This is a genomic window from Streptomyces sp. NPDC051020, assembly GCF_040683105.1.
Taxonomy (GTDB): Bacteria; Actinomycetota; Actinomycetes; order Streptomycetales; family Streptomycetaceae; genus Streptomyces.
On the sequence record NZ_JBFBCG010000056.1, the window covers coordinates 39973 to 54980 of the forward strand.

The 15008-nt window shown below is 73.9% G+C and carries 2 protein-coding genes and 1 pseudogene; all 3 read left to right on the forward strand.

Annotated elements, in window-relative coordinates:
* Window positions 1–30: 30 nt before the first annotated feature.
* Window positions 31–11814 (forward strand): annotated as a pseudogene (locus tag AB0N06_RS26785) (SDR family NAD(P)-dependent oxidoreductase); the annotation flags it as partial.
* A gap of 104 nt (window positions 11815–11918) precedes the next feature.
* Window positions 11919–14804, forward strand: a complete 2886-nt coding sequence (locus tag AB0N06_RS26790) for a type I polyketide synthase (protein ID WP_366137219.1) — start codon at window positions 11919–11921, stop codon at window positions 14802–14804.
* Between the two features lie 8 nt (window positions 14805–14812).
* Window positions 14813–15008, forward strand: a 196-nt coding sequence (locus tag AB0N06_RS26795; protein WP_366137220.1) for a polyketide synthase docking domain-containing protein, incomplete at its 3' end; no start/stop codon positions are given.

The following is a 15008-nucleotide window of genomic DNA, read 5'->3' on the forward strand; positions in this document are numbered from 1 at the left end:
AGCGACGGGCGACAATTGTGTGGAGTGCAGATGACTGAGTCGGAAAACTTCGTCTCTGGCACCGACGGTGTGCCGGATGGGGGCACGGTGCAGCAGGCCGCACTCGTGCGTGAGCTGGAATCCCTCCCCACCTCGGAGCAGACCCGGGTGCTGCTCGGCCTGGTGCGTGAGAGCACCCTCGCCGTGCTGCGGCAGGCCCGGCCGGACGCCGCGCAGACCGTGGACCCGGCACGCGCCTTCCGCGAGCTGGGGCTCGACTCCGTGGCGCTGGTGGCCCTGCACACCCGGCTGGTCGCGGCCACCGGCCTCCCGCTGCCCCCTACCGTCGCCTTCGACCACCCCTCACCGGCCGCCCTCGCCGCACATCTGCGTACCGAGGCTCTGGGCCTGCCCGACCTTCCCGACCCGGTCGTGGCCCACCGAACCGCGGACGAGGACGACCCGATCGCCGTTGTCGGCATCGGCTGCCGCTACCCGGGCGACGTGGCGTCCCCGGACGACCTGTGGCGGCTGGTCGCCGAGGGCACCCACATCCGCGACGCGTTCCCCACCGACCGCGGCTGGAACCTCGACCGGCTCTTCGACGACGACCCGGCCACCCCCGGCACCACGTACGCCCGCCACGGCGGATTCCTCTCCGAAGCCGCCGAATTCGACGCGGACTTCTTCTCGATCAGCCCCCGCGAAGCCCTGGCGATGGACCCGCAGCAGCGTCTCGTGCTGGAGACCGTGTGGGAGGCCCTGGAGCGGGCCGGCATCGACGCGGACACCCTGCGCTCCAGCCGTACCGGCGTCTTCGTCGCGGCCGAGCCGCAGGAGTACGCGATGCGCCTGCACGAGGCGCCGGACGGCCTGGACGGATACCTCCTCAGCGGCAATGCCCCGAGCGTGGTCTCCGGCCGCGTCGCCTACACGCTCGGCCTCGAAGGCCCCGCGCTGACCGTCGACACCGCCTGCTCGGGTTCGTTGGTCGGCCTCCACCTCGCCGTCCAGTCACTGCGCAGCGGCGAGTGCACCCTCGCGCTGGCGGGCGGTGTCGCCGTCATGGGCAGCCCCGGCGTCTTCACCGCGTTCAGCAGACAGCGCGGTCTCGCGGCTGACGGCACGGTCAAGGCGTTCGCCGCCGCCGCCGACGGCACCGCCTTCGCCGAGGGAGCCGGTGTGTTCGTCCTCGAGCGCCTCTCCGACGCACAGGCCAACAATCACCCTGTCCTCGCCGTCGTGCGTGGCACGGCCATCAATCAGGACGGCGCCTCCAACGGCCTGACCGCGCCCAGCGGCCGGGCCCAGCGCCAGGTCATCCGCCAGGCCCTCGCGGACGCCGGACTCACCGCCGGCGAGGTCGACGCCATCGAGGCGCACGGCACCGGCACCACCCTCGGTGACCCCATCGAGGCCCAGGCGCTCCTGGCCACCTACGGTCAGGACCGCTCCGACGGCCCGGCATGGCTCGGCTCGGTGAAGTCGAACATCGGACACACCCAGGCGGCGGCGGGCTCGGCCGGCCTGATCAAGATGATCATGGCGATGCGGCACGGCGTGCTCCCCGCGACGCTGCACGTGGACGCCCCCACGCCCCACGTCGACTGGGCGGCGGGCGACGTCCGCCTGCTGACCGAACCCGTGCCCTGGGCGCCCGGCGACCGCCCCCGCCGGGCCGCCGTCTCCTCCTTCGGCGTCAGCGGCACCAACGCCCACATCGTCGTCGAGGAGCCGCCGGCCCCGACGCTGGAGTCCGCGGCGGCCGACGGCGACGGCGCGCCCACCGGCACCGTACGGCCCGTGCCCCTCACTCTGTCGGCCCGCGGCGAAGCCGCCCTGCGCGGCCAGGCGCGGCGCCTGCTGGCCCGTGTCGAGGGCGACCCCGCCGTCCGCCCGCTCGACCTCGCCTGCTCCCTGGCGACCACGCGTACCGCGCTGCCGCAGCGCGCCGTTGTGCTCGCCGACGACCTCGCGGGCCTGCTCGACGGGCTGCGCGCCGTGGCCGACGGCGACGACGCCCCGAACGTGCTCACCTCGGCCGTCGCGGGCGGGACCGCCTTCCTCTTCACCGGGCAGGGCAGCCAGCGCCTCGCCATGGGCCGCCGCCTCTACGACGCCTACCCGGTCTACGCCAAGGCGCTCGACAACGCCATCGGCTACCTCGACCTCCAGCTCGACTGCTCCCTGTGGGACGTCCTGTTCGCCGACGAAGGCACCCCCGAGGCGGCCCTGCTGGACCGCACCATGTACGCGCAGGCGGCCCTCTTCGCCACCGAGGTCGCCCTGTTCCGGCTCCTGGAGTCCTGGGGCGTCCAGCCCGACTACGTGGCCGGGCACTCCATCGGTGAGCTGACCGCCGCCCACGTCGCCGGCGTCCTCTCCCTCGACGACGCCGCCACCCTCGTCGCCGCGCGCGGTCGGCTGATGCAGGCCCTGCCCGAGGGCGGCGCGATGATCGCCGTCGAGGCGGCCGAGGAGACGGTGGAACCGCACCTGGCGGACTGCCGCGACACGGTGGGCATCGCTGCCGTCAACGGCCCACGCTCCGTCGTCCTGTCCGGGGACGCGGAGACGGTCACCGCCATCGCCGCCCGCCTGGAGGCCGCCGGGCACCGCACCAAGCGGCTCCGGGTCAGCCACGCGTTCCACTCGCCGCTGATGGCCCCCATGCTCGACGACTTCCGGCAGATCGCTCAGATCCTCACCTACGCCGCCCCGAAGATCCCCGTCGTCTCGGCCCTCACCGGCCGGCTCGCCACCGCCGGGGAACTCGGCGACCCCGAGTACTGGGTGCGCCACGTCCGCGACGCCGTCCGCTTCCACGACACCGTCGAGGCGCTCATGGACCGGGGCGTCACCACCTTCCTCGAACTCGGCCCCGACCCGGTGCTCTGCGCCCTGGGCCGTGCGAGCGCCGACCCGGCCGCCGTGTTCACCCCGGTGCTGCGGCGCGGACAAGACGAGCTCCGCCAGCTCCTCTCGGCGCTCGCCACCGCCCACACGCGCGGCACCCGCATCGACTGGCACGCCTTCTTCGCCGGTAGCGGCGCCCACCGGATCGACCTGCCCACCTACGCCTTCCAGCGCGAGCGGTACTGGCTGAACGCCCCCGACACGGCCCAGGACGCGGCCGCGCTCGGCCAGGTCGCCGCCGACCACCCCCTGCTGGGCGCGGTCGTCGGCCTCGCGGACACCGGAGGCGCCGTCCTCACCGGACGGGTCTCGCTGCGCTCGCACCCCTGGCTCGCTGACCACGTCATCGCGGGCACCGTCCTGCTGCCTGGCACCGTCTTCGTCGACCTCGCGGTCAGGGCCGGTGAACAGACCGGCTGCGATCGCCTCGACGAACTCGTCATGGCGGCCCCGCTCACCCTGCCCACAACGGGCGGCGTCGCCCTCCAGATCGTCGTCGACGCCCCCGGCGCCGACGGCCGCCGCGCCCTCGCCTTCTACTCCCGCGACGAGGACGCTCCCGCCGACGCGCCGTGGACCCGGCATGCCACCGGCCGCCTGGCCCCCCAGGACCCGTCCGGCCCGCAGGCCGCCGGCTTCGCCAAGGGCAGCTGGCCGCCGCCCGGCGCCGAGCCCGTCGACGTCACCGGCCTCTACGAGGACCTGGCCACGCAGGGCTACGGCTACGGCCCCGCCTTCCACGGCCTGCGCGCGGTGTGGCGGGTTGGGGAGGGTGAGGTGTTCGCCGAGGTACGGCTGCCCGATGCGGCCGGTGATCCGGCGTCCGCGTTCGGCCTCCACCCCGCGCTCCTGGACGCCGTCCTGCACGCCACCGACTTCGCCACCGAGGTGGCCACCGACGGTCCCGACGACCGCGTCCTGCTGCCCTTCGCCTGGACCGGCGTCACCCTGCACGCCACGGGCGCGACCACCCTGCGGGTGCGCATCACCGCCACCGGCGCCGACGAGGTCGCCCTCGAACTGGCCGACGCCACCGGAGCCCCGGTGGCCTCCGTCGACTCCTTCCTCGTCCGCCCCGTAGTCCCCGGCCAACTCGCCGCCACGGCCCACCCCGACGCGCTCTTCCACGTCCACTGGACCGCGCTGCCGACCCCCGCCCCCACCACACCGGCCACCGACACCGCGGTCCACATCTGCACGACCCCGTCCGGCACCGACCACGCCGCCGACCTGCGCACCGTCCTCGGCACCACCCTCACCGCCGTACGGTCCTGGCTCGACGACGAACGCTCCGCCACCGCGCGACTCACCGTGCTGACCCACGGCGCGGTCGCCGCCGCCCCCGGCGAGCAGGCCGCACTTGCCCAGGCCCCCGTCTGGGGCCTGGTGCGCTCGGCACAGGCCGAGCACCCCGGCCGCTTCCTCCTGCTCGACACCGACGGCTCACTGGACACCGACGCGCTGCTGCGCCTCATCGCCGACTCGGCCGAACCCGAAATCGCAGTGCGCGAAGGCCAGTTGTACGTACCCCGGCTGACCAGGACCACCCAGGTTCCGGCCACCGGCGCCACCCCCTGGCGAAGCGAGGGCACCGTCCTGATCACCGGCGGCACCGGCGGCGTCGGCGCCACCCTCGCCCGCCACCTGGTCACCGCACACGGCGTCCGGGGACTGCTCCTCACCAGCCGCCGGGGCGCCGACAGCCCCGGCGCCGAGGAACTGCGCGCCGAACTGACCGCGCTCGGCGCCGAGGTCACCATCGCCGCCTGCGACGCCGCCGACCGCGACGCGCTGGCCCACCTCCTGGCCGCCGTACCGGACCGGCTCCCGCTCAGCGCGGTCGTGCACGCGGCGGGCGTCCTGGACGACGGACTGATCGACTCCCTCGACGACGCACGCCTGGACACCGTCCTGCGCCCCAAGGCCGACGGTGCCTGGAACCTGCACGAACTCACCCGCGACAGCGACCTGTCGGCGTTCGTCCTGTTCTCCTCCACCGCCACCCTCCTGGACGGTGCCGGACAGGGCAACTACGCCGCCGCCAACGTCTTCCTCGACGCCCTGGCCACCCACCGCGCCGCCCTCGGCCTCCCGGCCACCTCACTCGCCTGGGGACTGTGGACCGGCACCGGCGGCATGGGCGGCTCCCTCGACGAGGCCGCGCTGCGACGCATCGAACGCCTCGGCCTCCAGCCCCTGTCCGTCGCGGAGAACCTCGCCCTGCTGGACCGTGCGGCCACCACCGACGCCCACCCGGCCGTCGTCCCCGTACGGCTGAACCTGCGCGCGCTCCACGCCCGCGCCGACGACGTACCGGCCCTCCTGCGCGCCCTGGTCCGACCGCCGCGCCGCGCCGTGGGCGCCGGCGGCGTCAGCGTCGAGCAGTCCCTCGCGCGCAGCCTGACCGGCCTGACCCGATCCGAGCGCGGCGAAATCCTCCTCGACCTCGTCCGCACGCAGGTTGCCGCCGTCCTCGGCCACGACGGGCCCGAACGCGTCGTCCCCACCAGGGCATTCAACGAGATGGGCTTCGACTCGCTCGCCGCTGTCGAACTCCGCAACCGGCTCGGCTCCGCCACCGGCCTGCCGCTGACCGCTACCCTCGTCTTCGACTACCCCTCGCCCGGCGCGCTCGCCGACCACCTCGCCTCCCGCCTCGGCGGTGACGCGGAACACAATGCCCGCCACCACACCCCGGCCGCCCCCATCGCGTCCGACGACGACCCCATCGCCATCGTCTCCATGGCCTGCCGCTATCCCGGCGGCGTGACCTCGCCCGAGGAGCTGTGGCGCCTGGTCGAGGAGGGACGCGATGTCGTCTCGGCGTTCCCCACCGACCGGGGCTGGGACACCGACATCCACGACCCGGAGGTGGGCGTCCCGGGCAAGAGCCTCACCGACCAAGGTGGCTTCCTCTACGAAGCGGCCGACTTCGACGCCGAGTTCTTCGGCATCAGCCCCCGCGAGGCCCAGGCCATGGACCCCCAGCAGCGACTGCTGCTGGAGATCGCCTGGGAGACCGTCGAGCGCGCGGGCATCGACCCGCACTCCCTGCGCGGCAGCGACACCGGTGTGTTCGCCGGGGTGATGTACCACGACTGGGGCCTGCGGCTGGGCCCGCTGCCCGAGCACGTGGCCGGCTACCACGGCAACGGCAGCCTCGCCAGCGTCGTGTCCGGACGCGTCGCCTACACCCTTGGCATCGAGGGCCCCGCCGTCACCGTCGACACCGCCTGCTCGTCCTCCCTCGTCGCCCTGCACTGGGCCTCCCAGGCCCTGCGTCGTGGCGACTGCTCCCTCGCCCTCGCGGGCGGCGTCACCGTCATGTCCACCCCCGACACGTTCGTCGACATGAGCCGGCAGCGCGGTCTCGCTGCCGACGGCCGGTGCAAGTCGTTCGGCAGCGGCGCCGACGGCACCGGCTGGGGCGAGGGCGTCGGCATGCTCCTGCTGGAGCGCCTCTCCGATGCCGAACGCAACGGTCACCGCGTCCTCGGCATCGTCCGGGGCTCCGCCGTCAACTCCGACGGCGCCTCCAACGGCCTCACCGCCCCCAACGGCCCCGCACAACAGCGCGTCATCCGCCGTGCGTTGAGCGTCGCCGGGCTCACCCCCGCCGACGTTGACGCGGTCGAGGGCCACGGCACCGGCACCACCCTCGGCGACCCGATCGAGGCCCAGGCACTGCTGGAGACCTACGGCCAGGAGCGCTCCGAGGACGGCAGCCCGCTGCTGCTCGGCTCCATCAAGTCCAACATGGGCCACACCCAGGCGGCGGCCGGTGTCGCGGGCGTCATCAAGATGGTGCAGGCGATGCGCCATGGCACCCTGCCCGCGACCCTGCACGCCGACGAACCCTCGCCCCAGGTGGACTGGAACTCCGGCGCCGTCGCCCTGCTGACCGAGCCCACCGCCTGGCCCGCGCACGGCCGCCCGCGCCGTGCCGGGGTGTCGTCGTTCGGTATCAGCGGCACCAACGCCCACGTGATCATCGAGGAGCCGTCCGCCACCACACCGCAGGACGCGCCGGAGCCGGCGCAGGCGCAGTCCACGTCCGGCCTGGTCGCCTGGCCGCTCTCGGCGAAGACCCCGGACGCGTTGAGCGCCCAGGCGACGCGCCTGCTGGACCACCTCGCGACCGTCCCGGACGACGTCCTCGCAGAGACGGGCCACGCCCTCGCGACGACCCGCGCCACCCTGGACCACCGCGCCGTCGCACTCGGAGCCGACCGCGCCGAACTCGCCGCCGTCCTTGCGGCGTTGGCCTCTGGCATGGGGCCGGTGCGGGACAGGGTCAGCGAGGGCAAGGTCGCCTACCTGTTCACGGGACAGGGCGCTCAGCGGCTCGGGATGGGCCGGGAGCTGTACGAGGCGTACCCGGTGTTCGCGGAGGCGTTCGATGCGGTGGTCGCCGAGCTGGACGCCCGGTTGGGCCTGAGTCTGCGGGAGGTGGTGTGGGGTGAGGACGCCGACCTGTTGAACGGGACGATGTTCGCCCAGGCCGGCTTGTTCGCGGTGGAGACGGCTCTGTTCCGGCTGCTGGAATCTTGGGGCGTACGCCCGGACTTCCTGGCGGGCCATTCGGTCGGCGAGATCGCGGCCGCTCACGTCTCGGGCGCGCTGTCGCTGCCGGACGCGGCCGAACTGGTCGTCACCCGGGGCCGGTTGATGCAGGCGCTGCCTGCCGGTGGATCGATGGTCGCGGTGGAGGCGGCGGAGGCCGAGGTGCTTTCGCTGCTGAACGCCGAGGTGGGGATCGCGGCGGTCAACGGGCCGCGTTCGGTGGTCGTCTCGGGCACGGAGGCGGCGGTTGCCGAGCTGGTCGCCACGTTCGAGGCGCAGGACCGCAGGACGAGTGTCCTGCGGGTGTCCCACGCGTTCCATTCGCCGTTGATGGAGCCGATGCTGGCGGAGTTCGATGCGGTGGTGGCCGGGCTGTCGTTCGGCGCCCCGTCGATTCCTGTCGTGTCGGGTGTGTCGGGTGACCTGGCGCAGGACTGGGGCTCGGCCGACTACTGGGTGCGGCACGTCCGCGAGGCGGTGCGGTTCGCGGACGCGGTCCGTTTCCTGGAGGACCGTGGCGTCACCTCGTACATCGAGATCGGCCCCGACGCCGTGCTCAGCGGCATGGGCCAGGGCTGTGTCCAGGACGCGGACGCGGTGGCGTTCGTCCCGTCGCTGCGACGCAACCGGCCCGAGGCCCGTGAACTCCTGGCCGCCGTCGGCCGCGCCCACACGCGAGGCGTCACCGTCGCCTGGGACGCCTTCTTCGGTCTCCGTGGCATCGGGCAGGGCCCCGACCTGCCCACGTACGCCTTCCAGCACCAGCGCTACTGGCTCGACCTCCCCACCGCCCCCGGTGACCTGGACGCAGTGGGCCTCGAACCCGTCACCCACCCCCTGCTGAGCGCCGCCGTGGCGACGCCGGACAACGGCGGAGTCGTCCTCACCGGACGGCTCGCCACCGGCACGCAGCCGTGGCTCGCCGACCACGGGGTCCTGGGCAGCGTGCTGCTGCCGGGCACCGGCTTCGTCGAACTCGCGGTGCGGGCGGGCGACCACGTCGGCTGTGGCCGGATCGAGGAACTGCTCCTCGAAGCGCCGCTCACCCTCCCCGCCCGGGGCGGAGTCGCCCTGCGCGTCGTCGTCGGCGCACCTGACCCCTCCGGCGCCTGCTCCGTCAGCATCCACTCGCGCGGCTCCACGGACCCCGACGCCCCCTGGACCCGGCACGCCTACGGCACCCTGACCCGCGAGGCACCCGCCCCGGCCTTCGACCTCACCCAGTGGCCACCGCCCGGTGCCACCCCGGTGGACACCGCCTCCGCCTACGAGCGGCTGAGCGAGCGCGGATACGCCTACGGTCCCGCCTTCCAGGGGCTGCGAGCCGCCTGGCGGCGCGGCGACGACGTGTTCGCCGAGGTCGCCCTCGACGACCCCGCTCGCGGTGAGGCGGCGGCCTTCGGGCTGCACCCCGCGCTCCTCGACGCCGCCATGCACGCCGACCTGCTCACCGACCCGGCCCCTGATGCCGCGACCCTGCTGCCGTTCTCCTGGAACGGCGTCACCCTGCACACCGCGGGGGCCTCCTCGCTGCGCGTCCACATCCAGCGGGTACGCGGCGACGAGGTGTCCGCCATCGTGGTCGCGGACGAGAGCGGCGCACCGGTGGCGACCGTGGAGTCCCTGGTCTCCCGCGCGGTCTCCCCGGAGCAGATCGCCGCCGCCTCCGGCGCCGCGTCCGCCTCCCTCCACCGTGTCCTCTGGCAGCGGACGGCGCCCGTCGCCGCGACGGCCGACGCCACCGCCCCCGAGTGCACGGTCCTGCGCTGCCCGTCCGCACCGGAGGGTACGGACGTCCCGGACGCGGTGCGCGCCCTGACTCACCAGGTGCTCGGCGCGGTGCAGGACCGGCTCACCGAGCCCGAGACGGTCACCGGCCCCCTGATCGTGGTGACCCGGCGCGCGATGTCAGTTGTGCCCGGCGAGGACGTGGACCCGGCCCAGGCCCCCGTATGGGGTCTGGTGCGGGCCGCGCAGGCCGAGAACCCGGGCCGGTTCCAACTCGTCGACGTGCACGACGACGCCGAGGCGACCGATGAGGCGTTTGCCGCCGCCATCGCCTCCGGCGAACCCGAATCGGCCTTGCGTGGCGGCGAGTTGTGGGTACCGCGCCTGGGTCGGGCCACCGGGCCCGACCCCGTGCCTCCCGCCCCGTGGGACCCCGAGGGCACGGTGCTGATCACCGGAGGCACCAGCGGCCTCGGCGCACTCGTCGCCCGCCATCTCGTCACCGAGCACGGCATACGACACCTCCTGCTGGTCGGCCGACGCGGCGCGGAGGCGCCCGGCGCCGGTGCACTCACCGACGAGCTGACCGGCCTGGGCGCCCAGGTCACGGTCGCCGCGTGCGACGTGGCCGACCGTGACGGGCTCGCCGCCTTGCTCGCGGGGATCGACGCAGGTCACCCGCTGCGCGCCGTCGTGCACGCGGCGGCGGTCGCCGACGGCGGCCTGGTCGGCAGCCTCACACCCGAGCGGTTCGACGCCGTCCTGCGGCCCAAGGCCGAAGGCGCCTGGCACCTGCACGAACTGACCAAGGACACCGACCTCACCGCGTTCGTGATGTTCTCCTCGGCGGGCGGACTCGTTCTGGCCGCCGGACAGGCCGACTACGCGGCGGCCAACGTCTTCCTCGACGCGCTCGCCACCCACCGCGTCGCCGCCGGACTGCCCGCGACGGCGATCGCGTTCGGCATGTGGGAGGTCAGCACCGGGCTCGGCGGCGACCTCACCGAAGCCGACCTGGACCGAATGCGGCGGCTCGGCCTGCCCGCTCTCCCCGCCGCCCGGGGCCTGGCGCTCTTCGACGCCGCCCTCGGCGCCGAGGACGCCGTCGTCGTCCCCCTGACCATCGACGCGGCGGCGCTCGCCGCCCGCAACGACGAACTGCCCGCCCTGCTGCGTGGCAGGGTCCGCACCCCCGCGCGCCGCACCGTACAGGCGACTGCCACCGGCTCCGCCCTGGAACGGCGCCTGGCCGGTGCGAGCCCCGAGGAGCGCGCCCGCATCCTGCTGGACACCGTCCGCACGCAGGTCGCCTCCGTGCTCGGCTATCCGTCGCCCGAGGCGGTCGGACCCGACACGGCCTTCCGCGACCAGGGATTCGACTCCCTCGCCGCCGTCGAACTGCGCAACCTGCTGGTCGGCTCGACGGGACTGCGGCTGCCCGCGACCCTGGTCTTCGACTACCCCAACTCCCGTGCCGTGGCCGGTCATCTCGACACCCTGCTCACCGGCACGGCCACTGCCTCCCCCGTCCCTGTCGCGCCGGTCGCGGCCCTCGACGACGACCCGATCGCGGTGGTGGCCATCAGTTGCCGCTTCCCCGGCGGAGTCCGCTCGCCCGAGGACCTGTGGGACCTCGTCGCGGACGGTGTCGACGCCATCGGCGACTTCCCCGCCGACCGCGGCTGGGACAGCGACGCCCTCTACGACCCCGAACCGGGGCTCCCCGGCCGCACCTACGTACGCGAGGGCGGATTCCTCTACGACGCCGCCGAGTTCGACCCCGAGTTCTTCGGCATCATGCCGCGCGAAGCCCTCGCGATGGACCCGCAGCAACGACTGCTGCTCCAGTGCGCGTGGGAGACGTTCGAGCGCGCCGGGATCGACCCGGAGACGCTGCGCGGCAGCCAGACCGGTGTGTACGCCGGTGTGATGTACCACGAGTACGGCAGCCGGGTCACCGACGTTCCCGACGACCTGGCCGGCTACCTCGGCAACGGCAGCGCGGGCAGCATCGCCTCCGGCCGCGTCGCCTACGCGCTCGGCCTCGAAGGCCCCGCCGTCACCGTCGACACCGCCTGCTCCTCCTCCCTGGTCAGCCTCCACATGGCCTGCCAGGCGCTGCGCACCGGCGAGATCGATCTCGCCCTTGCGGGCGGTGTCACCGTCATGCCGACGCCGGAGATCTTCGTCGACTTCAGCCGCCAGCGCGGCCTCGCCGCCGACGGACGCTCCAAGGCGTTCGCCGGTGCCGCCGACGGCACGAGCTGGGCCGAAGGCGTCGGCCTGCTGCTGATCGAGCGCCTCTCCGACGCCCGCCGCAACGGGCATCCCGTCCTCGCGGTCGTCCGGGGCAGCGCCATCAACCAGGACGGCGCCTCCAACGGCCTGACCGCGCCCAACGGCCCCTCGCAGCAACGCGTCATCCGCAAGGCCTTGTCGGCCGCCGGGCTCACCCCGGCCGACGTGGACGCGGTGGAGGGACACGGCACCGGCACCCGGCTCGGCGACCCGATCGAGGCGCAGGCCCTGCTCGCCACGTACGGCCAGGACCGCCCCGCCGACCGCCCGCTGTGGCTCGGCTCGGTGAAGTCGAACATCGGTCACGCGCAGGCCGCCGCCGGTGTCAGCGGCGTCATCAAGATGGTGATGGCCCTGCGCAACGACCTGCTGCCCCGGACCCTGCACGTCGACGAGCCGTCGCCGCGGTGGTCGCCTCACCGGAGGCCGGCGGCGTGGTGCTCACCGGGCGCCTCTCCGTGCGCACCCACCCCTGGCTCGCCGACCACGACGTCCTCGGAACCGTGCTGCTGCCCGGCACCGGCTACGTCGAACTGGCCATCCGGGCCGGTGAGGAAGTCGGCTGCGAGGTGGTCGAGGAACTCACCATCGAGGCACTGATGCCGCTCCCGCCCCACGGCGGACTCGCGATCCAGGTCGTCGTCGACGCACCCGACGCGGGCGGACGCTGCTCCCTCGCCGTCTATTCCCGGCCCGACGACGCCCGGTCCGACGCCCCCTGGAGCAAGCACGCCAGCGGTGTACTCGCCCCCGGAACCGCCCAGGCGCCGCCCGCCGGCACTCTTACCCTGGACCCGGCCGACTGGCCGCCCACGGGCGCGACCGAGGTCGACATCTCCGGCGTGTACGACTACCTCACCGGCCAGGGCTACGGCTACGGACCCATGTTCCGGGGCCTGCGCGGCATCTGGTCCCGGGGCAAGGAGACCTTCGCGGAGGTGTCCCTGCCGGAGGACTCTCTGGACGTCGGCAAGGAGTTCCGCCTCCACCCGTCCATCCTCGACGCGGCCCTGAGCGCCACCGACTTCATGGACGGCCGCCGCCCTCAGGACGTCGGCGGCACCCAGCTGCCGTTCGCCTGGTCAGGAGTCACCCTGCACGCGGCCGGTTCCTCCCGGCTGCGGGTGCGCATCACCGCCGTCGAGTCCCACCGTTCACAGGGTTCGGACGCGGTGCGCCTGGAACTCACCGACCCCTCGGGCACCCCGGTCGCCACCATCGACTCGCTCGTGGTCCGGCCCGTCACGGCGGCCAAGGTCAACGCCGCGGCCGCTGCCGGGGGCGGCGAGCGCGAGGCCGTGTTCCAGCTGGTCACCCAGCAACTCCCGCTCGGCGGGGCCGTCGCCGCGTCCACCGACCGCTGGGCGGTGATCGGCGTCGATACCGACCTTGCCACCGGCACCCTCTACCCCGACCTCACGGCACTGGGCGCCGCCCTCTCCGGCGGGGCACCCGCACCCGGGATCGTCGTCCTGCCCGTACCGTCCGGCCTCCCTGGCGGCTCCTCCGGCGACCATGAGGACATCCCGGCCGCCGTCCGCTCCGTGACCGGGTACGTCCTCGACACGGTGCAGTCCTGGCTGGCGGACGAGCGGTACGCCCAGTCCCGCCTCATCGTCGTCACCCGCAACGCCCTCCCCGTCAAGGAGAGCGACGCCGCCCCCGTGGACCTCGTCCAGGCGCCGGTGTGGGGGCTCCTGCGCTCCGCACAGGAGGAGTACCCGGGCCGGTTCGTGCTCGTCGACTCCGACGGCAGCGCCACCGCCCGCGAGTCGCTCCCCGCCGTGGCCGCCTCCGGTGAACCGGAAGCGATCCTGCGCGGCGCCGAAGTACGCGTACCCCGCCTTGCCCGGGTGGCGGCGGCAGCACCCACCATGCCCCTGCCCTGGGACGCCGACGGCACCGTACTGATCACCGGAGGGACCAGCGGCCTCGGCGCCGTCGTCGCCCGCCACCTGGTGGAACAGCACGGTGTACGCCATCTCCTGCTGGCCGGTCGACGTGGCGAGGACGCCCCCGGCGCCACCGAACTGCGCGACGCACTGCACGGACTCGGCGCCCACGTCACCCTCGCGGCCTGCGACACCGCCGACCGCGCGGCCGTCGACGACCTCCTGACCGGCATCCCCGCCGCACACCCGCTGACGGCGGTGGTGCACGCGGCCGCCGTCATGGACAACGCACTCCTCGCCGGCCTCACCCTCGCACAGGTCGACGCGGTGATGCGCCCCAAGGTGGACGCGGCCTGGAACCTGCACGAGGCGACACGCGGCCTGGACCTGAAGGCGTTCATCCTCTTCTCCTCCTGCGCTGGACTCGTCGTCGGCGTAGGCCAAGGCAACTACGCCGCGGCCAACCGCTTCCTGGACGCCCTCTCCGCCCACCGCCGCGCCGCCGGACTCCCCAGCACGTCACTGGCGTTCGGGCTCTGGGAGACCAAGACCGGCCTCGGCGGCGGCGTCACCCACGCGGACCTGCGACGCATGCGCACCATGGGCATGCCCGCCCTGCCGACCGCCGAGGGCCTCGCGCTCCTCGACGAGGCCCTGGAGCTCGACCAGCCGGTCCTCGTACCCATACGGGTGCAGCGCGATCAGCACACCACCGCCGAACCGCCGCACCTGCTGAAGGACGTACTCGGCGCTCCGGAACGGCCCACCGTCCGTAAGGAGGTCCGCGCCCCCGCCGTCACGACGGTGAGCGCAGCCGCCACTCAACTGACCCTGGAACAAAGGCTGTCCGGTATGAAGGCGGCCGAACGCAAGCGCACCGTGCTGGACGTCGTACGCGAGGAGGTCGCCGGCGTCAGCCACAGCGGCCCCGCCACGATCGACGTCTCCAAGGGCTTCACCGAGCTCGGCCTCGACTCGCTCGCCGCGATCGACCTGCGTAACCGGCTGCAGAAGGCCACCGGCCTCCGCCTCCCGGCGACCCTCATGTTCGACTACCCCAGCCCGATGGTGCTGGCCGACTTCCTGCTCGACGAACTCCCGCCGGGCATCGAGGAGAACACCCCCGAGACCGCTCCCGAACCCGCCTCCGCCCGGAACGCTACGGGGGCGGCAGGGGACCGGGACGACGCCTCCATCCGGCAGGCGCTCACCACCATCCCGGTCGACGCACTCCGCGACTCCGGCCTGCTGGACGAACTGCTGAAACTGGCCGACCACCCGGCAGCACCCGCCGTCGCATCCGGTACGCGAGCCCTCCAGGGCGAGGCCGGGCAGGCCGGCGAAGCGATCAGGACCATGGACGTCGACGACCTGGTGCGGGCCGCGCTCGCGGCCGCCGACCCCACCCGGAACCCGAGCGAGGGCTGAGAAACATCATGGAAGCATCTGTAGAGCAGCTGGTCGCCGCCCTCCGCGCGGCCATGGTCGAGAACGAACGCCTCCGCTCGCACAACGACCGCCTCACCGACGACGCCACCGAGCCGATTGCGATCGTGGGGATGGCGTGCCGTTATCCGGGTGGGGTGGGTTCTCCGGATGAGTTGTGGGATCTGGTGGTGGAGGGCCGGGACG